Raw genomic sequence first — 25,204 nt, 5'->3', positions numbered from 1 at the left:
AATCGAACTCGCGACGATAGCTTGGAAGGCTATGGTTTTACCACTAAACTACACCCGCATGCAAAACTAATACAAGAGATAGTATACCACCTTCTGTATTACTTTTGCAAGTGTTATTAGACAAAAAAAGTTTTTAATGTATCTAAAGATATAATCATTTTCTGTGTAACTGGCCGTTCCCAAATGGTTTCAAGGGCTTGGGCATAAAGATCCATTTGCCCTTGGTAACGGTCGATTAAGGTTTGTTCTTGCTGGCTTTCATTTAGATAAGCAATCCGGTCAGTTTTAAAGTCATACAGGAAGATTTCATCCTGTAATAAAATAAAACCATCAATTGTCCCGTGGACCAACAAGTCATCATCTGTTGCCATATCCGTAAAGATTTCTGATCCAGCAACCATCAGAGAGAATGTTTCTTCTCTATATACGTGGTCAACTTGTCTCAAAATCAATTGCCCCACTACCGTATCGAAGAAGGCTACTAGTTTATCCACTTGAATATGGGGCCAAAGTTGTTGGCTTAAAACTCCTCTTTGGCATAGGTCATCAAAGAGCGCTTTAAAGGTCGCTTCACTTGGTTTAGCCCTTAAGTTCACCTTCTGCATTAACAAATGGGCCGCTGACCCAATAGCTGTTGGTGTGACAGCTTGTTCTTTGGCCAAGAAACTCGGTTGGTCATAGTCCTCTTCTGTATAACGGAAGGTTTTAGTCAATTTATTTTGATTGTTGACTGACCAAGGTTGTAAGTCGAGGTCACTTGGATCTTGAAGCATCCGTTTCAATTCTGATACTGATTGGAAGGATGTTGTCTTGGTCGCTGATTGATAAGCATAATCGAAGTCGGCAGCTGGTAGCTGAATGACTTGTTTATTAGCTTGGTCACTGGTAGCCATTTTGTCATCTGAAAATATGGTCGCTAAAAGTTCTGCTTGGTCAACTCGATTGGATTCATCTACCGTCTGTACCCACTTACTACGGCCCGCAAGCGCGTCTTCGCTAGAAACGACTGCAATCTGAAAATTGGTCTTGGTGTTGGCTAGATAGTCTGGAATATGGACTGAATGGTTAACCTGGTCAAAATCGTGGTGGCGCATCAGCGCTGGGCCAATCCAATCGAGTAAACTGTTGGCTTTAATCCGGCCTGAGGGCGATAATTGCTCGTCTTTCATCAAAAGCCCTTGCCACTTGCCAATCGTGGTATCGAAGTTTTTCACCATACCCACCAATACCAATTGCTGTTCCGCTCGAGTTAAGGCCACGTATAATTTCCGCATTTCTTCAGCCAACATGTCTTTCTTTTCAAAGCGTTTAGCCATCATTTCAAACATATTTGGATAGGTGATGTGGCGTGTTCTATCAGACAATTTCACCCCAATACCGATAGTGTCATTATAAATCACCGAATGCCTTAAGTCTTGAGTGTTAAAACGCTTGGAAATGTTATAGACGTAAACGAGCGGAAACTCTAAACCTTTTGAATGATGAATAGTATAGACATGGACCGCAGATTGAGCGTCGTCCCCGTGTTTGGGTGCTTGCAGGTCGTTGTCTTTCTCTTGAATTTTCTCAACAAAGCGGATAAATTGGAAAATCCCCTTAAAGGCTGACACTTCATAGTCAGACGCCAATTTATAAAAACCATGCAAGTTATTTTGCCGAATCTCGCCATTTGGCATCCCACCAACATAATCGAGGAAGCCCGTATCTGTATAAATTTGCCAGATTAAAGTCGCCAACGGTTTGTCGCGGGCGATATCCCGCCACGCTAAGTGCCAATCATTCAAAATCCGCAATTTTTCAGCTAGTCTTTCATCTTGCCCTTCATCCATGGCCATATAAGTTTTCATAGCGTCATAATAAGTTGCCTGTTTGTTGGCAATCCGGATTTTCGCTAGGTCTTGCTCATTTAAACCAATAATTGGTGACCGCAAAATAGCCGCCAGTGGAATATCTTGGTAAGGATTATCGATAAATTTTAAGACATTCAACATGACACGGATTTCTGTACGCTGGAAATAGTTCGCCGAATCATCCAACATCAAAGGAATTTTATATTGGGCAAAAACATCCTCTAATTCCGAATGGTTACGTCTAGTTGCTACAAGAATTACTATATCATTAAAGGTGATGGGTCTATCTGCCTGCAGCTTTTTATCATAAATCATGTGCTGGTTGTTGACCTTGTCCAAAATGGATTGGGCAATCAATTCTGCTTGCATTTTCGTCCCATTTGAGACCTCACCATCTAAACCGTCTAAACCTTCCTGGTCGTAATCGCTAGCTTCACTGCCATCTTCCTCCTCGTAAAGGAGAATTTCAGTCTGCATCCGGTCGGTTTCTGGATAGGCGGTAAAGCCCAATTTAAGGGCTGCATCCTCATCATAAGCAATCTGCCCCACTTGTGGATCCATGACTTGGCGGAATACAAAGTTGGTAAAATCAAGGACATCTGCTCTTGACCGGAAGTTTTCCGCTAAGACAATCCTCTGCCCTCCATTACCATCCGCGAATTGGTTGAATTTATGGATAAATAAACCTGGTTCAGCAAAGCGGAAACGGTAAATCGACTGCTTCACATCCCCCACCATGAACATATTTGGGTCTTCCGGATTCCCTGATACAGCTTGTAGAATGGCTTCCTGTAAGGCATTGACATCCTGATACTCATCCACCATGACTTCAGTAAACTTGTCCCGATAGTAAGCCTTAGCCTCATTCATAGTATTGACGTTTCCACTCACACTTCCGCCGTCGCCAGTTTCTGTGTCCGCTAACTGCTTACTTAAAATTTGATAGGTAAAAAGTTCGATATCTGAGAAATCTAAGATTCTTTGGTCAAATTTATGGGCTGTCATTCGTTCAGTAAAGACCTTCTCCACATTTATAATGGCTTGCCCAAGTTTTTTAGCATCTTGAATAAAGAGGCCTTGGTAATGCTCGTCAAAGGTAAAGTAAGGCAAGATATCCTTGTCGAATACGTCTTTAATTGTTTTGTCGTGTCGGTCTTTTAACTGAGTTCGTAAATCATTTTGTGCGTCGTTACCATCTTCAAAGTCTTTCTTACTTTTTCGAACTAAAGCAGGGAAAGATGTTGCAATAATTTGTTGGTAGGCATCTTTATAAGAGGCCTTCACATTCGTCTTCAATTGGTCTAAGTAAGCTAACTTTTCTTTCACAGAAATGGCCATTTTTTCAAAACCAACCGCTTCAGCAACTGGCAGGTCTTCAATATACAGTCGTGCAGTATTTTCAAGAGCTTCAATTTCATCTATTAAAGCAGGGACCACATATTCTTGATAAAAATCAGACTCACCGTAGGGGGTATCCTCATCCGGATATTTGGCTACTAATCCATCTAACCAGTCGTTTGGATGGGTATGGACCCGAGACTTGTTGTATAGGTCGAAAATCAACTGGTCAATCTTGTCATCTTTACGGTCGGAAGCAAAGTGTTTTGCCATACGTAAATAATCTTGATTGCCTTCTGCTAATAAGTCCTCTTTCAAGGCCTCCCAAACATTTTCAAAATGCATCATATTTTCAGTTTCATCGGTTAACAATCGGTAAACTGGGTCTAAATCAATCAAGAAATAATAACGTTGGATGACTTGCTTACAAAAGGCATCAATGGTTGAAATATTGGCTTGCGGCAATTTGGCGATTTGTTGCAGGTAGTGTTGACGACTGTCAGCGTCAGATTCTTCATTGATCATTTCTTGTAAGGCTACTTCCAAACGCTCTTTCATTTCACTTGCCGCTTTTTCGGTAAACGTTACAACCAGTAACTCATCCACCCCATAGCCGCGTCGTACCTTCTGCAAAATGCGTTGGACAAGGACACTCGTTTTACCAGAACCAGCAGAGGCTGAAACGAGCAAGTTATCCCCTTCTAAATGTATCGCTGCCCATTGGTCGGCTGTATAACGGGCATTAGCTTCTGTTTGTAATGGAATAGTGGTTTGCTTCTGTCTATTCTTCATCGTCTGTCTGGTCCTCCTCTGCTACACTTTCATCTTTATGGGTATCTGTCATTAAGGCTTGGAAAAATTCATCCTGATTCATAGACGGATTTGGTCGATATTTATTGGTATAGTCCGTTGCATCGAACATAGATACAGACCGGTAAGGCTCAGTCATGGATGGAATGTACGGATCATCATCAAGCGGATTTAAAGCAATATGGCCAGACACAATTTGTTCTGCTGTAGCCACAATCTTCTCTTCAACAAAGGCTAACAACTTATTCAACTCATCCTTGGTTAAGACTTTGGCAGCTTTAGCGAAATCGCCATCTTTCTTCCGGCTCACCGCATAAACGCTCGACTTCCCACCTGGTTCAAGTCCTTCGCTATGAATATCTTCTAATAGATCATAGTCAGCCCGTACATAACCCGACAGTTTCAAGTCCGCCAAAATTTGATCCGCAATATTTTTGTCAGTTAAATCTGTTTGCTTTTCAATTTTCACTTGAGGTTGGAAAATCCGTTGGTAGAAAGCACCTAGTGGCAAGGCAGTTTGACCATCTTGATTTAACTGGTCTAAAGCCACCTTCAAATAAGTATAAAGCTGCAATTGGGACCCTACATAAATCTGGTCAAATTTCACATCATGAGCCGATGACTTATAATCCACCACTTGGATGAAGTTTTGTTCCAGGCCATTTTCAACCTGTGACACCGCATCAATCCGGTCGATTTTACCGCGCAAACGAACTTCTTGACCGTTTGCTAAAGTGAAATGCGTGATGTTCTCTTCTTCCTCGTCCTCATTTTGGGTGTAGCCAAATCGTTGTTCCGTTTCGATAGTTTCTACATCAACCGCTTGGCGTTGCTTGATCATATTTTCAACCAGCAACTGAATGGTCTCTTTCATTGATTCCTGCAAGTAACTATTGCGGTGGTTAACCTTAAAGACCGTGTACTCAGGGTAGACATCCGGATCATTTAGCTTATCCGTCACTTTCCCTAATATTTCCTTGACCTCGCCATCAGAAAGATTAGCCAAATCAAAATCTTTTTGATTTACTTCCTTGAAAAAGTGGTCCAGCATTTCATGGAAGTAATTCCCTGTTTGCAAGGAATCTAATTGGAAGCTAGGTCGCTCTTTTAATTTCAACCCATATTTCAAATAATAAGAGAAGGGATCTCGATTATAGAGTTCAAGCTGGGAAACAGATACGGCCAAAATATCCCCGTATAAAGACCGGGACAATTCTGGTGTAAGTGGCAGTACCGTATTATGGTAGGTCAAACTAGACTGCAACCATTTAAAGAAACCAGCAGTAGATTGATTGGATACTACCTGGTCATATACAGGCCGCCATATCTGGCTTAAACTTTGTAGGCCATGGGCATCTTGGGCCACGGCTTTCAGTAGATAACGGACTTGGGTGTGACCATTACCTAGTTTCAACAAGGTTTCTTCAGCTGCATGGTCAGACGGTTGCCGTAAATATTTGGTTTGAATATCAAAAGTCTCTGCAATACGGCGGATCATTGGCGACAAGCCTTCAGTATCCGCATCGCCGTTATTCAAGGGATAGGAAATATATAAATGATCTGTGGCAGATAGGAATGCCAAATAAGCTTTATAGGCTTCATTGTTATTCTTACTATCGGCCGATTGTTTTAAGGCTTGTAAGTCATCTAATTGACTAACCACTAATTGCCGGTCCTCATTGGTTAAAAGAGATTTCTCTTCATAGACCACCGGTAAGGCATATTTGGACATACCTAAAAGAAAAGTGATTTTCTTTGCCTCTACCCTATTTTCATCAAAAGAGCCAATTGTAACAGAGTCCATTGTTGGTGGCACCATGGCATAGCTTGCGTTTTGAAAGGCCAAATCTAAAATCTTAAAGAAGTATTCTAAGTCAAATGATTCCTCACCAAATAAGAGGACATAGTCGTCCAACATATGGATAAAGGTTTGCCAAGCCTGTTCGTGTTGTCTCGCCTCTTGTAATTGCCCAGCCTCTAAATAGCTGTCCCGCCAATTCATCAAATTGGTTGGAATCCCATTATTGGTTAGGAATTGATAGAAATATGTGATAGCCGCTTCAGTCGTTTGATCCTTTTTCCAATTGTCAAATAGTGGCGACAAGGCCCCAACAACAAAAGCTTTTACCTGGTTAGCGGTTGCTTCGATCGCAATATCCCGCTTTGTCCCTATTTTTTCGCCGTCTTCCCCCACTAAAATATAGGACCAAATACGGTCTTTAGACCACCAAAATTGTCCTTCATAACCATTTCGTAAAACAACATTTTCTGTCAAATCGATCGCATCACGGAATTGAATTTGCTGCTTTTTGGAAGCTGACAATTCATCCGATACTACCTCTACTGAATCAAAAGTTGGATCATTCCAATGGGTCAAGTCACCCAAATCAACTGGCGTTAATAATTCACTACGCAGTAAATCAAAGACATCTTGATACCGCCAATTACCTTGGTAAACCCGATACAAACTCATCATCAGCCGGTAAAGCGGATGGAGAGCCATATCCTCTTGGAAATTTGTGAAATAAGGAATTTCATTGGCATCAAGAGCTGCCTGCAAAGCGTGTTGATAGGTATCCTCATCTCTAGATAGGATTTGGATGTCCTTGTAGCGGTAATCGGCATTTGGATCTGCCACTAATCGATAAATTTCATTGGCTACTTGGTCAGCTTCCATATGAGTAGATGGTACTTCCCAAATTTCCATAACCTGGTTGACTGCCGTTTTAGCAGGGTCAGTTTGCGGAACTTGGCCACTTTCAATACGGTTGTCCGTTCTTAGATAATGATCTAAGACTTTAAAACCATCTGCATAACTGTTGTCTGATTCAGCTACTATAGGATTAGCAAATGGTATCTCTTGCTTTCTAGCAAATTGCATCAATTGATTGTAAGTTTTCCCAGTTACCGTAAATAACTCATACCAGTCCGGCGTCCTAAAATCATAAGGTTGATCTAAATTTAAGACAATTTGCACTTGCGGACAGTTTTCAAGGAAGGCAACAATCGTCTCCAACTCTTGGGCATTAAAATAATCAAAGCCCGTAATGATAATTCTTGTTTTAGATAAGTCTTGGTCCGAAATAGCTTGTCTCAATTGGGCAAAAACGTTTTGGTCTGCCATTGTTAAGCCCGCTAAATACTTTTCGTACTCTCCGTAAATTACAGCCAGTTCTTTCATTTTCTTCACTTGATTTTGAATCAAGGGCTGTTCACTAGACTCATAGCTAGATAACGAATTTAAAAAGACGTCACTGGTAATTTGACCGTTCACTAACTCTTTAAATAAGTCAGCCAAGGCTTCCACAAAACCAATCTGGTTATATTCACCCCGGTATACCAATAAGTCGTCCTTCATATCCGCTAAAACGCGACCGATAACCATGACATTACCAATATCTGAAACGTCCCCAACTGATTGACTATCTTGTTTCTGCAATAAATACCAAGCTAACCGTTTGAAGGACTGCACTTGTAGTCGCATCATGCCAGCATGTTTATTGTCAGTTGTATGGCCAGCATTCAACTGGACTGCCTTCATTTGACGTAAAACAGATATCTCTAAATCAAATTTCATATTGTCGTCAGTAATAATAAAGACTTGATTTTCGACATCTGCTCTTAGATAAGCATCAATGTCTTCATATACAGATTTCAGGTTATTTTGTGTCGGGGTCTTTAAAATAAACTGTAAATTCATAAGCCCTCCTTTTGTAAAAGCAACTATTTTTAATTGCTAAATATATAAAAGGAGAAGTTGACACCGGATAGACGCCAACTTCTTTCTTTGCGGTAAATGTTTTTACCTTCATATATTTAAAAATAGTATTTTATAGATTGTTGTAATCGCCAGCACCTTCAATGATGGCTAGAATAACTTCAGTGGCCTTCACCATCGTTTCTAGGCTAACATATTCAAAACGACCATGCATATTTTCCCCACCAGCAAATAAGTTTGGTGTTGGTAGTCCCATGTAAGTCAATTTAGACCCATCGGTACCACCACGAACCGCAATAATATCTGGTTGGATATCTACAGCAGCAAATGCATTTTCAGCAAGAGTTACAGGACGCATATCTTTTTTAATAATTTCACCCATGTTGTAATATTGATCATTTAAAGTAACTGTGGCAATGTCACTACCATAAAATGCATTTAAATTACCTGCAGCATCTTGGATTAATGCCTTGCGGTTTTCAAATTGTTGACGGTCATGGTCACGAATAATGTAAGTCGCTTTAGCAGCTTCTACATTCCCTTCCATACCCATTAAGTGGAAGAAACCTTCGCGCCCTTCTGTATTTTCAGGACGTTCATTTTCTGGTAATTGGTTATGGATATCGATAGCCACTTGTAAGGCATTGATCATTAAATCCTTCGCTGAACCTGGGTGAATGTTTTTACCTGCTACTTCAACCACTGCTGAAGCCGCATTGAAAGTTTCAAATTCTAATTCACCTAGTGGGCCACCGTCCATAGTGTAGGCGAAATCTGCGCCAAATCGTTCAACGTCAAAGCGGTCAGCCCCAACACCAATTTCTTCATCCGGACCAAAAGCCACTTTCACTTCTCCATGCTTAATGGATGGATTGTCGATTAAGTATTTACCAGCAGTAACAATCTCAGCGATACCCGCCTTGTCATCTGCACCAAGTAAAGTTGTCCCATCCGTTGTAATCAAAGTTTGACCGACATATTTGTTTAATGAATCAAACTCAGCAGGATTTAATTCATAGCCAGAATCACCTAAAGGAATCACGCCACCATCATATTTTTCAATGATTTGCGGGCTAACATTTTCAGCGTTAAAATCTGCCGTATCTACGTGGGCAAAGAAACCGATTGTTGGGTATTCTTTGTTGTCATCTGTTGCTGGAATTGTTGCTGTGACAAATGAGTCTTTCTCATTGTAGAAGACATCTGAAAAACCTAAAGTCGTTAATTCTTTAGCTAATTTCTTAGCGAATGCTACTTGGTTTGGTGATGAAGGCACTTGGTCCGCATTCGCCTCGTTTGAGCGCGTATTCTCTTTTGCATAAGTCACAAAGCGGTTTAATAATTCTTGGTCTTTAATTTGATAAGTCATTCAGTATTTCCTCCTATATAAATGTAAATGGATCCGTATTTAATTGGCTAGCAACTACATCAACCTGCCAGTTATTTTCATCGTTCCATTGCTTAAACATGTCTGTCATTTTAGATTTTACGATTGATTCAAAATGGTGACCTGGGTCGATCACGTTCAAGCCCGCCGCAATCATATCGTGGCCGGTATGGTAGTAAACGTCACCAGTGATAAAGGTATCCGCACCCTTAGCCAGTGCATCCTCGAAGTAAGAACCGCCGTCACCTCCTAGAATAGCCACCCGTTTAACAGGTCTATCTTTATCAGCAACCACCATCCTTAAACCATTGACGCCCGTTTTTGCTTTCACAAATTCACCGAAAGCTTCTAGAGTCATCGGTTCAGCTAAATCTCCGATGCGTCCAATACCAATCGCTTGCCCGGTCGTTTCATCTATCGTATGGGTTCGCAAAACTTCTACGTTTTCAACCTCGTATAAATCAGAAAGCCAGGCATTCATCCCAGCTGGCGCAGCATCCAAATTGGTATGAGCCGCGTATACCCCAATACCTGAGCGAATAATTTCCGCATACATCGCTTGTTGCGGATCATCCTCCGTTAGGCGTTTCACCGGTTTAAAAATGGGTGGATGGTGGGCAAAGATGAAATCCGCTCCAATTTTCTTAGCCTCTTCAACCACTTCGGGGCGAATATCTAAGGTCACCAAAATCTTGTGAATATCTTGGTCGAGATGACCAAAATGTAAACCAGTTGGGTCCCCTTCAACCGCATAATATTCTGGTGCAAAAGTTTGGAACTGCTGGATAAAGTCTTTAATTGTGAGTGACAAATCAATGCCTCCTTAAGCTAATTGTGCTTGTATCGCTGCCTTCAATTCTTGGTAACGGGCAATCTTGCTTTCATCGCGGTTGCTGGCTTGTTCAAGTTGGTCTAATACATAGTTTGTCCGTTTCAATTCTAACTGCCATTTTTCCTGGAAAATGGCAGTATATTTCTCTTTGTTAAATAAGCCAAATAAAATATCATCATTCGTTAGTTTCTGTTGTAAGTTGTCTCGGTAATCCGCTACAATCACTTCATAAAACTTACCATTTTCAGCAATCATCGCTTCATCAACGATCTCATAAGAATGGGTGTTTAACCATTGACGCACCTTGTCTTCTGCCACATTTGGTTGCAGAATAAGACGCGGATTAGTCGCTAATTTACCGTCAATTAACCCTTGAGCTAGAATATCCACGATTAAAGCGCCGCCCATACCGCAAATGGTAATGGTGTCAATTTGGTCTGATGGTTCAATAACCGCTAAACCGTCTCCAAGTCGCGCTTCAACCTTATGCCCTAATTCCTGACGAGCAATTTCTTGCTGGGCAGACTGAAAAGGTCCTGCCACAACTTCACCAGCAATTGCACTAGTGATTTTATCTTGACTAGCCAAATTGACCGGTAAGTAAGCGTGGTCTGACCCAATATCTGCCAGCCGCGCGCCATCTTTCACAAAAGATGCGACCGATGCTAGTCGGTCTGATAAGTGATTTACATTCATAATTTATCTTCTCCACTCGTTTTCAATACAGAACAATTATAACAAAGATTCAGGTATTTTTTAGGGATTTGCCTCGTAAAATAACAAGATAATTTTTACTTTACAAGAAATTTTATGAGACAGATAAACGGTCGTTTCACCAAAGAACTTCCAATGTCGACTTTTCATTTAATAATAAGGACTTGGAAGTTTTTTTATTTTTATTCACAATCATCTAGCACGATAGAGGTGCTCGCGGATATTAATCGATTACCCAAGCACTTTATCAATAACTCTTTTCTATTGAGCCAATCTGCCACAAGATATATTTGAATTGTTTCTTCCTATATAATGTGTTTTCTGTGATTGATTATACTTTTTATTATATACTAATAATGAATATTTAACAGCTATGCGATGGTTCCAAAAATCACAAATGACTGTAGTTAATATGAACGGAGGTATTTTATGGCTATTAAAAACCTACAACAAGTGCTAGATTTCTGGTTTGCAGCTGAAAATGCAGACTTGTTGTTCGCAAAAGATAATAATTTTGATGCCACAATCCGCTACCAGTTTCTAGATACTTGGACAGCGGCTGCTAATAATGAACTTTGGCAATGGCGCGATGATCCTTATGGACGCTTGGCTGAAATTATTGTCTTAGACCAATTTTCCCGCAATCTCTGGCGTGGATCTGCCAAGTCATTTTCCCAAGATAAAATGGCTCTTGCCCTGTCACAAGAATTGTATCACCATCCAGCTTTTAATGACTTATTTAACGAGCAAGAAAAAATCTTCGCAGTTATGCCTTTTATGCATTCTGAATCTAAAACCGTCCACAAATGGACGCTAACCATTTTTCAAGAAATTGGCAACGAGAATAATTTATACTGCGAAAAGTTACACAAGAACATCATCGACAAGTTCGGCCGATATCCACACCGCAATGAGGTGCTAGGTCGCGAAACTACCGCTGAAGAAGCTGAATTCCTGACCCAAGAAAACTCTTCATTTTAAACATTTATCTAAGTAAAAGCAAACTACATAGGAGGTTTTTACATGATTGGATTATGTTCAGTCACCTTTAGAGACGATTCCGTCGACTACATCATCGATTTAGCCAAGGAAGCCGGCATTCAAGCTATTGAATGGGGTAGCGATAACCACCTGCCCAAAAATGATATCGCACAAGCCGAGAAAGTCGCTCAATTAATGCAAGAAGCTGGTTTAACCACTTCATCCTACGGGGCCTACTACAAACTTGGGTCATTCGATGATTTCGAGCCCTTCATCCAAATCGCACAAATAGTTGATGCGTCAATCATTCGCGTTTGGGCCGGGGAAGAAGGATCTGCGGACGTGGATGGTGAATACCGCGAAGACATTATTGAAGATGCGAACCGTATCGGCAAAATGGCAGCCGAAGCCAACCTATCTATCGCCTTGGAATACCACATGGACACCCTAACTGATACGCCAGCATCTGCCCAACAACTCATGCAAGAGATTACTGCGCCTAATGCCTACTTATATTGGCAACCGGCAGAGTCACTAACGGTTGAAGAACGGATCGAAAGCTTACCGAATTTAGCACCATGGATTACTAACGTTCACGTCTTTCATTGGCAGGACTTCTACAACCGTTATCCATTAGCTGACGGACAAGATGAGTGGCTACAGTACATCCGAACCATTGAAATAGAATCCCAAAACAAACATCATTACCTCATTGAATTTGTACCTGGCGAAAACCAAAAACAAGGTTTCTTAGACAGTGTAGCAACATTAAAAGCTTGGTTATACCAATTGAATATTGAATACTAATTCATCGCCAACAATAAACAAAGACGTAAGAGCTTGGTCAGCCTCCCAGCCAACAAGTTCTTGGGCATTTTTCCTATAGCCGTCTATTCAAATTTTTGACCTTATTGATTAAGTGTTATCAGATAGACTTATTTAATATAGTTCGAAAAGTCTGTGAGTTTGAAGGTTTTGGTATTCCCGTCAATGGTAATGACTTTATTCCCTAATTTAAATTGAATAAAGTACAAAAATACCCTGAATATTATCCGGAAAAAGGACAATCCTCAGGGTAGCTGACTATTTAATTAGATGATGATCGTGGTGATTAACCTCTTCGGCCATCTTCTCTTTATAATCATAGGTCCTATATTGAATGATAGACTGACTGTAAAATCTGTATAGATAATATTGCAAGTAAGCGGCCAATGAACCAATCAGGGTTCCAATGACAATACCTTCAAATCGGTAGCTAATATAGTCAAAGCCAAGATTTGGATTCTGGAAGGTTAATTGAATCAAGACCATATTGGTCACGAAGAAAATCCCCATTGAATAATTGCGCGGGATAAAGTACTCTGCCAATACGTATAAAATAACGACTGCACCGATCCGTAAAATATGCGGGATTGGGATAATAATGATTAAAGCAGCTGTTGCCAGTCCGGCGATGGTCCCGAAAACCCTTTGGAAGCTTCTATTTAAAATAATTTCCAGAGTATTTCCTTGTAGGATGGCTGAACAAGACACGATAATCCATGAATAAGGACTCAGATCGAGCACAATATTCAAATAAGACGCGAAGAATAAGACGCTTGCATAATAGAAAGAATCAACCACCATCCGTGGATCTTGTCGAATAGCCTCCTTGAAATGGAAGGTGAAGGTGAAGGTTTGTTTAGGTAAATGCAGGTATTTCACTAATAGAAAGGCCATGATTAGGGAAACCACAATCCCGTAGGCAAATTCAAGCAATTGCACAGGCATTTGATTGAGTGGTATATCTCGTGTAGCTGCTGCTGCCATCACTAGAATAACGAAGATGTCTCCTGGCTTATCAATCCGGTAAATTCGGTAGATCAATCTAGCAAAAAAGGCTACCAACCCAATAGCTATAGGGGCAATTAAAGGGATTTGTCCGATGATTAAGCCGACTGTATAAGACACCATCAAGGTCATGGCCACAAAAACCATCCGTTTAATTGTCCGGCTACCTTCAAAAGATTGAAAATGTAAAAAAGTAAATAAGCCTAAGCTAGATGTAGCATTAATCCCAGGCACACCCAATAAATAACCGGTTAAATTGACAATCAAGATACAAAAACCAGCGACTAATACCCGTTCTAAATGATCATTTGGCGAGGGTTTTAATAATAATGTTTGTTTAATAAATGAACGCATGTATTCTCCTCCAAAAAATACCGGACCTGCCTTTTTTATATCAGCCAGCATCCGGTTGCCCTTCCATTATACCATGAAAGTTTTCACTACATTTTCATTTTTTACCATTGATTGACATGGTCAACGATTTTAAACCCGTCAGAACTTAATTCATACACTGTGTCACACACTGATTTTAAAAACTGTCGGTCGTGGGAAACGGTGATGATAGCGCCGGGATAATCATTGAAAACCGTACGGATTTCTTGTTGAGAAGAAGCTGAGAAATTCCTAGTCGGTTCATCTAAGAGTAAGACATTATAGCCTTTGAGGTCCAAACTAGCTAAGATGAGTTTTCCCTTTTGCCCACCGGATAAGTAAGCTATTGGTTGGTCCATTTCTTCAGGTAAAAAGCGGAGACTACCCAAATAAGTCATGATTTGCGTTCTTTCTTCCTTTCCCCCAGTGGTAGTCATAAATTCGATAGGGGTTTGGTCATCAGGAATTTCCTCGCTGTATTGTTGGGGCATGTAGCCCGCTTGAAGGCCTTTAGCATCTTTTAAATCATGCCAAAGTTGACGAAGAAAAGTCGTTTTGCCAATACCATTAGGGCCAATAATGCCGATCTTATCTTGGCCTTTAGCAGTCAATTGCAGATTGTCGGCTAAAATGCGGTCATCAATGGTTACTTGACCGTCGTCTATGTGCACGACCACTTGGCTCTTGCCTAAAGGGTTCACGTTTGAAAATTCAATATGAATGGGCGCTTCTTTAATCGGATGGTCCACAAATTTGGCCCGTTCGCGTTCAAATCTCTTGTCCATAGATTGGACAGCTTTCATCTTTTTAGCAAGAAGTCGTCCTGCAGTAGAATCCTTGGTATTGTTCAATTGGTGGTCTACTGAATCGTGCACGCGGTTAAACTTCGCCATCCGTTTTTGGTCTTCTTCCCGCTGCTTGTTGGCTAAATTCTCCTGATTGGACATCTCTTGGTCACGGTGGGTCAGGTAATTTTCGTAGCTGTCCTTTACAAAGGTTGACCGGGCAGTCGACTTGTTGGTCAATCTTTCTACATGCAGGATATGGGAGGCGGTTCGTTTAAGCAACAACTCGTCATGGGAAATATAAATCATAGCCAAGTCGCTCTGCTGAATAAATTTTTCAAGCCAGAGACTGGTTTCGACATCTAGGTCATTAGACGGTTCATCCATCAACAACAAATCCGGCTCATCCATCAACAAGTCAATCAATTGTAACTTGATCCGCTCACCCCCAGACAGGTCCCCCACTAACTGCTGGTCATAAATCCGGTCCACATCAAAATCTAGCTGGTTACCCAGTTGATAGAGCAATTGATAATCCACATCTGCGTAATCCCGACCCCTGAAAAAATAATTTTCCAATGACTTTGCTAGGTCCTCATTTGCCATAGCTTGAGGTAAATAAGCCAACTTGGTAAAATGATTGGCCATTTGCCCGGTAATTTCAAGATAAGATTGAATGCTTTCATCCCCGACAATATATTTTAGAATCGATGATTTTCCGTTACCCTCTTCGCCAATGATTGCGACCTTATCACCAGGGTTTACCACAAATGATAAGTCGTCAATCACGGTGAATAGAGTGCTAGCTTGCGTCATGGTTAAGTGTGTAATTAGTAACATGTATGTACCTCCTTTATTATTTTGGGCACAAAAAATGCCCTACTAGATTGTTCTATAGTAGGACAAATATTGAACATGAATACTTGAAGAATGACGATGCCAACCCAATCTAGGTCTATTGTATACCCTAGATATAGGCCCGCTTGCATATTCCGATAAACTTTCTCCAATGTTAAAAATGCATACAAAAAAGAAAGGTCCTAGTATCCGTCCAAAGTTTTTTTATCCTACCAAAATAGCCCAGGTTAAACAAACACTAACGTCAGTGTTTTTTCTCGCTCACTATTTTAAATAAAGTAGGATTATAACTTCATTGGACTTGATACCTGACCTTTCTTTGAAATTGTTATGTTATAAAAGCAATTTACCAGGATTTTGAGGGTAAGTCAACCTATTAAATATCATTTAGAAGGGCATTCTTATACGTATCTGCTAGCCTTATTCACGCTCAAGAGCTGTTTTCAACTTAGCTAAAGCTTGGTCCACCACATCTTTTGTGACATTTAATGGGGGTAGTAAACGGATGACGTTATCCTTAGCTGAAGTCACTAACAAACCTTGGTCTGCTGCCGCCGCAATCACTTGGGCTACTGGCTTAGTAACTTTCAACCCAATCAAAAACCCTTGACCACGAATTTCTTCTACTAGTGGGGATTGCCAAGATTGTAATTGATCCTTGATATACGCAGATATAACTTTCACATTTTTCAAAAGTTGTTGGTCTTCAATGGCTGACAAGACGTAGTTGCCCGCTGCTGTAGCTAATGGATTGCCACCAAATGTAGTGCCGTGGTCACCTGGTTTAAAGTGGTCGGCCACTTGGTCCTTTGCCACTACAGCCCCAATTGGTAAGCCCCCACCTAACCCTTTTGCTAGGGTGATGATATCTGGATTTAAAGTCGTTTGTTGGAAGGCGAACATGGTTCCTGTCCGGCCAATTCCTGTTTGAATCTCATCTACAATCACTAGGACATCCTCTTGTTTTTGCAGTGTGTTGATAGCAGACACGAATTCAGGCGTAATGGCATTGACCCCACCCTCTCCTTGGATGACCTCAAGCAAAATGGCACAAGTATTCTTGTTAACTGCCTTTTTTAAAGCGTAAACGTCATTAAAATCCACATATTTAAAACCGACTGGTAAGGGTTTAAAGGCGGTGTGCATGTCTTCTTGGCCGGTTGCTGTTAAGCTGGCCAAGGTCCGACCGTGGAAAGATTGGGTCATGGAAATAATTTCAAAGGCATCCGGCCCCTTGTTCTCAGTCCCCCATTTACGGGCCAGTTTAATAGCTGCTTCATTGGCTTCAGTCCCCGAATTGGCGAAGAAAGTCTTGTCCAGATTTGAAACTTGGCTTAATTTTTCGGCTAGTTTTACCCCATTTTCATTCCAGAAAAGGTTGGACACATGGATCAGATTGCCCGCTTGCTTGGTAATAAAATCGACGAATCCTTGGTCGGCGTGCCCTAATACGTTACAGGCGATGCCAGAAATGAAATCGATGTACTTTTTCCCATCAAGGTCTTCAACATAGGGACCTTGGCCTCTGACCAAAACTGTTTCTTGGCGGTTAAAGGTGTGCATGGTGACTTCTTGTCCTAATGCAATCAATTCTTGCGTATTGAGATTTTGTGTTGTCATATGCTCCTCCTAACTCCGGTAGTCGGCGTTAATTTTGATGTAATCTTCAGTCATATCGCAGGTCCAAACGGCGGTCTTACCATTGCCGAGGCCTAAATCGATATGGATGGTGATTTCTGTTTCAGATAGGATTTCATAGGCTAAATCTTCATCAAATACTAGCCCCTGACCATTCTTGCAGGTTATAATCTCTCCCTTTTCAGAAATGAAACTGATCTGAATTTTGGCTGGGTCGAGGTAGTCTGGCTGGGATTGGCCAACGGCTGATAATACCCGGCCCCAGTTAGCGTCTTGCCCGTAAACAGCTGTTTTCACAAGGGAGGATGTCGCTACTTGCTTGGCAATCGCTTCAGCGTCTGCTTGACTCGCAGCGCCTTTCACAGCAACGGTAACAAATTTCGTAGCCCCCTCCCCGTCGGCCACAATTTCTTGAGCCATCATTTGACAGATTTCCGTCAATTTCTCTTGGAAAATCAATATATTTTGCTTAGTTGGTTTAACAGAGACTTTGTTGGTAGATGCCAGAAGGACGGTGTCGTTGGGACTAGTATCCCCGTCAACTGAAATCTTATTAAAAGATTGGTTAACAGACTCTTTCAGTAATTGCTGTAAGGTTTCTTGGCCAAGGTCTAAATCAGTCACAATATAAGACAACATGGTTCCCATATTCGGGTGAATCATACCTGACCCCTTGGCAATGGCCGCTAGGTGAACGGGTTGCCCTTCGATTTCAAAGGCAATAGCTGCTTGCTTAATTTTGGTGTCCGTAGTCATAATGGCTTCAGCCGCTCGAATCGAATCACCGTCTGTCAGATTATGGGTTAATGTGTCCACTTGGTCGTCGAAATTACTCAGGTCCATTGGTACACCAATAACACCTGTAGAACAAATCAGGATTTCATCTGGTTGAATTGTTAGCTTGCTAGCAAGTGTGTTGGCCATAATTTGAACATCGGTATCTCCTTTTGGTCCGTTAAAGGTGTTGGCATTTCCGGAATTAATCATAATGGCTTTAAAGGTAGCCTGTTCATTCAGGCGTTTTTTATCATATTTGATATGATGGGATTGGATGGCATTTTTAGTAAATACCCCTGCCATAGTGGCCCCCTTTGGAAAATAAATCAGGGCTAAATCTTTGTTGCGGTATTTGAAACCAGAATGGATACCAGACACCCAGACATTTTCAATGGCGCAAAGGCCTCCAGAAATAGCCTGACTAGTTAAGGAATGTATTTCAGCATTTTCACTACTTATTGAGGTCGGTAATTGACTTTGTGACATGTATTCAAACTCCTTTCATCAGTGGTTATGGGAAGATTGGGGCTTGGGTAAGCCCAGTCGTTTGGTCTAGGCCAAACATTAGATTCATATTTTGGATGGCTTGCCCAGCTGCACCTTTTACTAGGTTGTCTATGACGGCAAAAATCACTAACCGGTTGGTTCTTTGATCGACTTTGACTTGGATTTGGGCAAAATTGCTGGCCCGAACCGCTTTAATTTGTGGCAATTGGTCTTGGCCTAGGATGTGAATAAAGTATTTGTCTTGGTAATAATCTTGATAGATTTGACGGACTTGGCCTTCATTAATGTCTTTAATTAAGTCCACATAGATTGTGGCATGAATGCCCCGTTCGGTTGGTAACAAATGCGGGGTGAATTGAACAGTGACTTGATTGTTGGCGACATTATTTAAAGTCTGCTCAATTTCAGGAATATGGCGGTGGGCCATAGGGTTGTAAGCGTAAAAGTTGTTAGCTAACTCAGTCAGTAAGTTGGCTACCTTGGCAGACCGGCCTGCCCCAGAGACACCTGTTTTGGCGTCAATAATTATTGAATCGGTTCGAATGAAATCTTGGTCGATTACTGGCAATAAGGCGAGCAAACTGCAGGTCACAAAACAGCCAGGATTGGCGATTAAATCTGCCTTTTGAATGTCGGCTGCGTAAAGTTCAGGCAAACCGTAAACCGCTTGTTCAAGTAAATCAGGTTCTGTTTGTGGAATGCCATAATATTCTTGGTAGACTTGGCTATCCTTAAGTCTAAAATCCGCCCCCAAATCAATCACCTTGACGTCATGCGCTTGGGCTGCTTTCGCGATTTCCATGGATACCCCGTGCGGCAAGCACAAGAATAAGACATCCACTTGGTCGAAAATTTGGTTTGGATCATAAGCCACGAAGGATTGGTCGATTAAGCCCTTGAAATGAGGATAATAGTCCTGAACCTTAGTTCCCACTTCATTTCTCGAAGTTAAAGTGGTTAATTCAATATCTGGTCGGGTCACCAACAAGCGGATTAATTCTTCACCTGTATAGCCAGTTGCCCCGATAATCCCTACATTAATCACCTAATCGCCTCCTTTGTCATTATTGTTTGGCCAGAATAAGTTGCCGTTTGTAGCTGCCATGATGGCTTTAATTGAGTGCAAGCGATTTTCTGCTTGTAAGAATTGTTTGGCGTAATCGGCCTGGAAGACTTCATCTGTCACTTCCATTTCTTGGTAGCCGTATTGGTCTAAGACTTGCTGGCCGTAAGTGGTTTTTGCGTCATGGAAGGCAGGTAGGCAATGTAGGAAAATGAAATTCGCTGTCTCAACTTGGTCTATCAATTGTTTGTTGACTTGGAATGGCATTAATTGCTTGATCCGGTCTTCAAAGGTCGCTTCCTCGCCCATTGACACCCAGACATCTGTGTATATAATGTTGGCCGTTTTCACGGCTTGAACTGGGTTATTTGTTACGGTGATTTTGGCATTTGTTGCTTTGGCGATGTCTTGAGCGGTTTCAAGAATATCTTGTTCAGGTTGTAATTGTGAGCTAGTCGCAATGGTAATGTCAACGCCCAACTTGGCACCAGCAATCATTAAAGAGTTGGCCATATTGTTACGACCGTCACCTAGATAGACTAAGTGGTGCCCTTTTAAACAACCAAAAATCTCTTTAATGGTCATAAAGTCCGCAATCATTTGGGTTGGATGCCAGGTATCGGTCAAGCCGTTCCAAACTGGTACACCAGCGTGGGCGCCTAATAATTCGACTGCGTTTTGGTCAAAACCACGATACTCGATGCCATCAAACATGGCGCCAAGAACTTTTGCGGTGTCGATAACAGATTCTTTCTTACCGAGTTGGATGTCGTTGGCCCCAAGGTATTCAGGGTGACCGCCTAGATCGTTGACCGCTACGGTAAAGGCGGCCCGGGTCCGAGTGGAAGATTTTTCAAATAATAAGGCAATATTTTGACCTTTTAAATATTCGTGTGGAATGTTGGCTTTTTTTAATTTTTTTAGATGCAAGGCGAAGTCTATTAGGAATTCAATTTCTTCACTGGTATAATCCAGTAATTTTAAAAAGTTTTTATTTTGTAAGTTCATGTGTATACCACCTTTTTAAGCTGTAATCATGGTGCCAATGCCATTTTTGGTAAATAATTCTAAGATAATAGCATGGGGAATGGTGCCGTCGATAATCTGGCAAGAATGGACACCCGATTGAATGGCACCTAGGCAATTTTCCACTTTAGGAATCATGCCGCCAGTAATGATCTTGTTTTCAATGGCTTCTTGGATTTGGTCAGCGGACATAACGGAATATAAAGTTGATGGGTCAGCCGGATCTTCATAGATGCCGTTAATATCAGTCAGGTAAATCATTTTTTCAGCCTTTAAAGCTGAGGCAATCGCAGCGGCCGCTTCATCAGAATTGATGTTCAAGCTCTCACCTTTGGGTCCATAAGCGATGGGTGAAATCACTGGAAGCATATTATCATCTAACATTTGGTTGAGATAGTCCGTGTTGACATTGGTTACCTGGCCAACTAAACCAAGCGATTCATCTTTCTTCACAGCTTCCATGACTTTATTGTCCTTACCAGAAACTGAAACTGACGAAACGCCCTCCTCATTCAACATGGTCGTTAAATTGGGTGAGATTAAACCAGTTAATACCATCTCCACTGTCCGCATGACGTCACTTGAAGTCACTCGCAAACCATTAATAAAATGAGGTTCAACCCCTTGCATCTCAAGCATCCGGTTAATTTCCGGTCCACCACCATGTACGATAATTGGCTTCATTCCAACGTACGACAGCCAAGCGATATCTGAAATCACTCGCTGACGCATTTCCTCAGAAATCATGGCATGACCGCCATATTTAATCACCACAATTTTTTGGTGAAAATCCTTAATATATGCCAAGGAATTTATTAAAATATCTGCCTTCTCAATATCTTGCTTACTAATCTCTATCACTTTTCTCCTCCATTTCATCAAAAAACACCCCTACATCTGCATCTCGCAAATATAGAGGCGTTAAACCGCGGTACCACTCTACTTAGGCATTTTCCATTGATTTTAATCACCGGAAAATGGCTATCTCTCATCCTAACGTGGACACTACGTCCTTGTTCAGTTTTTTAACCTAACAAGAAATCTTTAAAGCGCGGTTCAATTGGTTGATATCAGTAGTCTCACACCATCACTACTTCGCTTGGCATACGCCCCAATTTACTTTCTTTATCTACGATTCATTTATATATAAAAAAGCCCCGTTCCATGTTCAAATAGAACATAGAGACGGGGCTTAGCCGTGGTACCACTCTAGTTAACTCAAATTGACAAACAATTGAATTCACTCGATTTTGTTAACGCTGCATCAGCGAAATTAGCTACTTGCTTTCACCAATTTATCTATGAAGTGCGGTTCAGTGATGTCGTCATATTAGGCTTCCACTCTATCCTAACTCGCTGTGAATCCAATCATCATTTACTCTCTTCATACTTGATCTTTAATATTTCCATTATTTTATTAGGAAATAATGATAAAGTCAAATGTTTTATCAGAGATTTTTTAAGTTAGTGATATGTTTTTTGCATCACTGTCTTGCATAGAATTCATTAAACCTTAGCGCCAACCGCTTTTTCGTCTAAAACTTTCGTATAGGCTTTAAAGGTATCTAGGTGGGTAAACAATGACGCTAATTGGCTGATGGCAGTTAATCTAGTCGCCAACCCTTTTTCATACCCTGGCACATTACCCGTTGTATCCACCACTAATTGCACATCATTTTCAGTGATGTATTGGTTTAACTCATCTGTATTTGAGAAGACTGTAAAGTTATCTGATTCAAGCTTTTCGTCTGCGTCATTGATGTAGATTGCTAATGGGTAACCTGCCTTATGCAACTTGGTCAAGTCCGCTTCGATTTCTCCTAAATCTGCTTTAAACAAGTTGAAGACAATCGCACCATCTTCAGTCGCTTGAATGTTGGCTCCTTCAAAGGCCCTTTGTAGGGCAATGGCGTATGTCTTACCTGACCCCATCACTTCACCAGTTGATTTCATTTCTGGACTAACCGCTGGATCAACACCATTTAATTTAGTGAATGAGAAGACCGGTGCTTTCACATGGACTTGGTCATCAGTATAGTCGAATACCCCGCTAGTATAGCCTTGCGCTTGTAAGCTAGTCCCCATGATCACGTTTGTAGCAATTTGTGCGATTTCAATATCTGTTACTTTTGATAAGAATGGCACTGTTCGGCTGGCTCTAGGGTTCACTTCGATAATAAAGACTTTATCATTTTCCACGATGAACTGGATATTCACCATCCCAATTGTGCCTAAGCCATTTCCAATTTTGATGGTTTCATCGATAATTTGGTCGATGACAGCTTGTGATAATCTTTGTGTAGGGAAAACAGCCATGGAGTCACCTGAGTGGACACCCGCTGCTTCGATATGTTCCATGATACCTGGGATAAAGACATCCGTGCCGTCGCAAATGGCGTCCACTTCAACTTCAATCCCTTGAACGTAGTGGTCAATCAAGATTGGCGCTTCTTGTTTTAATTTATGACTTTCAACCAAGGCGTCATTCATGTAAGTGGTTAAGTTTTCTTCGTCATAAACCACTTCCATCCCTCTACCACCTAGGACAAATGATGGTCTAACAAGTACTGGGTAGCCACCAATTTTTTCTGGGATAGCTAGCGCTTCTTCTAAGGTTAAGGCTGTAGCACCTTCTGGTTGGGCAATATTTAATTGGGTTAATGCTTGTTCGAATAATTTTCTATCTTCAGCTCGGTTCATGTCTTCAACCGATGTCCCAAGAATTTGGATACCAGCTTCTTTCAAGTCATTGGCCAAGTTGATGGCAGTTTGTCCACCGAATTGAATCATGACACCGATTGGTTGCTCCCGTTCAATAATAGCCATCACATTTTCAAAAGTAACTGGTTCAAAGAATAATTTGTCAGAGATCGAGAAATCAGTAGATACTGTTTCAGGGTTAGAGTTGATAATCAAGGCTTCATACCCTGCTTTTTGTAAGGCTTTTACACAGTGAACAGTTGCGTAGTCAAACTCAATTCCTTGTCCGATTCTGATTGGACCAGAACCTAATACTAAAACGGATTCTTTATCAGTAGCTGTATTAACTTTGTTTTCACCAGCATAAGAGGTGAAAAAGTAGCTTGCCTCACCGTAGTCACCCATACCCCAGATGGTTACAGGGACAAAATTAGGTGCAAGGGCATGTTCATCTCTAAAGGATTTCACTTCATTCACGGTTACTTTGGCAAGTTGCGCAATTGTTTGGTCATCAAAGCCGTTTAATTTCGCTTCTGCCACAACACCTTTATCTAGCGGTTTATCTTTAAGCGCTGCTTCAATGTCCACGATATGTTTGATAGCTTTTAGGAATAATGGGCGGATTTTCGTATGGTCTTCAGCTTCTTCTACAGTCATTCCACGACGAATCGCTTCTGCCAAGTAGAAGATACGGTCATCTTTCACTTCGACAATTTCTTTTAAAATTTTCTCGTCTGACGCTTTAGCAGCATCCACATCGAATAAGTGTGGGTGGCCGTTATCAAGCGATTGGATTGATTTCAACAAGGCTTCTTCAATCGATTGACCTAGTGACATTACCTCACCAGTTGCCTTCATTTGCGTCGTTAAGCTTCTATCTGCATTTTTGAACTTGTCGCTTGACCACCGTGGCACTTTTGCAACAGTATAAGTAATATTTTTTGGATCATATTCGGAAAAAGTCGTTTCAGTGTAAGGGTTGTATAATTCGTCAAAGCGATACCCTACTGCGATTTTAGCTGCCACTCTGGCAATGGGGAAACCTGTCGCTTTTGAAGCTAGGGCTGATGAACGAGACACACGAGGGTTTACCTCAATGATGTAGTATTCTTGTGTATCGGGTTTTAAGGCAAGTTGTACATTACAGCCACCTTCAATTTCTAAGGCTTGAATAATTTTAATGGCTACATCTGCTAGCATGTCATTTTGTGCTTGATCAAGCGATTGATTAGGGGCAAACACAATTGAATCACCTGTATGTACACCAACTGGGTCGAAGTTTTCCATCGAAGTGATGACTTTTGCAACACCCGCGCCATCTCTCATGACTTCGTATTCGATTTCTTGGTAACCAGCAATTGATTTCTCAATTAAACATTGGGTTACTGGCGATAAAATCAAACCGTTTTTAACGATTTTTTCAAGTGATGCTTGGTCTTCACAGATACCACCACCAGAACCACCCATGGTAAAGGCTGGTCTTACAATAATCGGGTAACCAATTTCATTGGCAAAATCAACCGCTTCATCAACAGTGTGAACAATTGTCGAATCTGGAACAGGTTGGCCGATTGAAGTCATCAAGTTTTTAAATAACTCACGGTCTTCTGCTTGGTCAATGGCTTTAAGGTTGGTACCAATTAACTCAATATCTAGTTCTTCTAAAATACCTGAAGCATCTAAGGTCAAAGCCATGTTTAAGCCTGTTTGACCACCAAGCGATGGTAAAATTGCATCTGGTTTTTCTTCGTATAAAATTTTAGAAACCATTTCTTCAGTAATTGGCTCGATATAAATCTTATCGGCCATCTTGCGATCAGTCATTATTGTCGCTGGATTCGAATTAATTAGGACAACTTCGTATCCTTCTTCTTTTAATGCGAAACAAGCTTGAGTACCAGCATAGTCAAATTCGGCTGCTTGTCCGATTACAATGGGACCAGATCCGATAACTAGAATTTTGTGAATATCTGTTCTCTTTGGCATAATTTTTCCCCTTTTCTAATGACCTATCGATT

The 25,204-nt window shown here is 41.2% G+C and carries 15 protein-coding genes and 1 other annotated feature; of the genes, 2 read left to right on the top strand and 13 right to left on the bottom strand.

The window, feature by feature from the left end; genetic code table 11:
* Positions 1-116: 116 nt before the first annotated feature.
* From addA to AC973_RS00525, 5 genes are all read right to left on the bottom strand, one after another.
* Positions 117-3,980: a helicase-exonuclease AddAB subunit AddA gene (gene addA, locus AC973_RS00545; protein ID WP_048725876.1), complete on the bottom strand. Its 3,864-nt coding sequence runs from the start codon at positions 3,978-3,980 to the stop codon at positions 117-119.
* Entirely contained in the window at positions 3,970-7,698 is a 3,729-nt protein-coding gene (locus AC973_RS00540; protein WP_048725874.1) for a PD-(D/E)XK nuclease family protein, read from the bottom strand. The genes addA and AC973_RS00540 overlap by 11 nt, the downstream gene beginning before the upstream one ends.
* A 130-nt stretch (positions 7,699-7,828) precedes the next feature.
* Positions 7,829-9,085: a peptidase T gene (gene pepT / locus AC973_RS00535; RefSeq protein ID WP_048725871.1), complete on the bottom strand. Its 1,257-nt coding sequence runs from the start codon at positions 9,083-9,085 to the stop codon at positions 7,829-7,831.
* Between the two features lie 13 nt (positions 9,086-9,098).
* The gene (locus tag AC973_RS00530; protein WP_048725870.1) at positions 9,099-9,914 is read right to left on the bottom strand and encodes a Nif3-like dinuclear metal center hexameric protein; all 816 of its coding nucleotides are present in this window, start codon (positions 9,912-9,914) and stop codon (positions 9,099-9,101) included.
* Positions 9,915-9,926: 12 nt separating this feature from the next.
* Complete coding sequence (locus AC973_RS00525) at positions 9,927-10,631, bottom strand: tRNA (adenine(22)-N(1))-methyltransferase (protein ID WP_048725867.1); 705 nt, start codon at positions 10,629-10,631, stop codon at positions 9,927-9,929.
* A 447-nt stretch (positions 10,632-11,078) separates the two neighbouring features.
* Here AC973_RS00525 and AC973_RS00520 point away from each other — a divergent pair, with 447 nt between their 5' ends.
* Together AC973_RS00520 and AC973_RS00515 are read left to right on the top strand one after the other, a co-directional pair.
* The gene (locus tag AC973_RS00520; RefSeq protein ID WP_048725864.1) at positions 11,079-11,630 is read left to right on the top strand and encodes a DUF924 family protein; all 552 of its coding nucleotides are present in this window, start codon (positions 11,079-11,081) and stop codon (positions 11,628-11,630) included.
* A 42-nt stretch (positions 11,631-11,672) separates the two neighbouring features.
* The gene (locus tag AC973_RS00515; protein ID WP_048725861.1) at positions 11,673-12,437 is read left to right on the top strand and encodes a sugar phosphate isomerase/epimerase family protein; all 765 of its coding nucleotides are present in this window, start codon (positions 11,673-11,675) and stop codon (positions 12,435-12,437) included.
* 276 nt (positions 12,438-12,713) lie between these two features.
* On the opposite strand, the gene AC973_RS00510 is transcribed toward AC973_RS00515, so the two are convergent.
* The 8 genes from AC973_RS00510 to carB form a co-directional block, all read right to left on the bottom strand.
* The gene (locus tag AC973_RS00510; RefSeq protein ID WP_048725858.1) at positions 12,714-13,814 is read right to left on the bottom strand and encodes an FUSC family protein; all 1,101 of its coding nucleotides are present in this window, start codon (positions 13,812-13,814) and stop codon (positions 12,714-12,716) included.
* A 101-nt stretch (positions 13,815-13,915) separates the two neighbouring features.
* Positions 13,916-15,457 (bottom strand): ATP-binding cassette domain-containing protein, encoded by a 1,542-nt coding sequence (locus AC973_RS00505; RefSeq protein WP_048725854.1) that lies wholly within the window; start codon positions 15,455-15,457, stop codon positions 13,916-13,918.
* A 438-nt stretch (positions 15,458-15,895) separates the two neighbouring features.
* Positions 15,896-17,095, bottom strand: a complete 1,200-nt coding sequence (locus AC973_RS00500) for an acetylornithine transaminase (RefSeq protein WP_048725851.1) — start codon at positions 17,093-17,095, stop codon at positions 15,896-15,898.
* A gap of 9 nt (positions 17,096-17,104) precedes the next feature.
* Positions 17,105-18,376, bottom strand: coding sequence for a bifunctional glutamate N-acetyltransferase/amino-acid acetyltransferase ArgJ (argJ, locus tag AC973_RS00495; RefSeq protein ID WP_048725847.1), 1,272 nt, complete (start codon positions 18,374-18,376; stop codon positions 17,105-17,107).
* A gap of 25 nt (positions 18,377-18,401) precedes the next feature.
* Positions 18,402-19,442 (bottom strand): N-acetyl-gamma-glutamyl-phosphate reductase, encoded by a 1,041-nt coding sequence (gene argC / locus AC973_RS00490; RefSeq protein ID WP_048725845.1) that lies wholly within the window; start codon positions 19,440-19,442, stop codon positions 18,402-18,404.
* Positions 19,443-20,468: an ornithine carbamoyltransferase gene (argF, locus tag AC973_RS00485; RefSeq protein ID WP_048725842.1), complete on the bottom strand. Its 1,026-nt coding sequence runs from the start codon at positions 20,466-20,468 to the stop codon at positions 19,443-19,445.
* Between the two features lie 15 nt (positions 20,469-20,483).
* Positions 20,484-21,347: an acetylglutamate kinase gene (gene argB / locus AC973_RS00480; protein WP_016897500.1), complete on the bottom strand. Its 864-nt coding sequence runs from the start codon at positions 21,345-21,347 to the stop codon at positions 20,484-20,486.
* A gap of 317 nt (positions 21,348-21,664) precedes the next feature.
* Positions 21,665-21,886, bottom strand: a binding site (T-box leader).
* A gap of 106 nt (positions 21,887-21,992) precedes the next feature.
* Positions 21,993-25,172, bottom strand: coding sequence for a carbamoyl-phosphate synthase large subunit (gene carB / locus AC973_RS00475; protein ID WP_048725839.1), 3,180 nt, complete (start codon positions 25,170-25,172; stop codon positions 21,993-21,995).
* Positions 25,173-25,204: the final 32 nt, after the last annotated feature.

This window comes from Carnobacterium sp. 1290_CSPC (genome assembly GCF_001053265.1).
Taxonomy (GTDB): domain Bacteria; phylum Bacillota; class Bacilli; order Lactobacillales; family Aerococcaceae; genus Aerococcus; species Aerococcus urinaeequi.
This window is presented reverse-complemented; position numbering and strand designations above follow the sequence as displayed.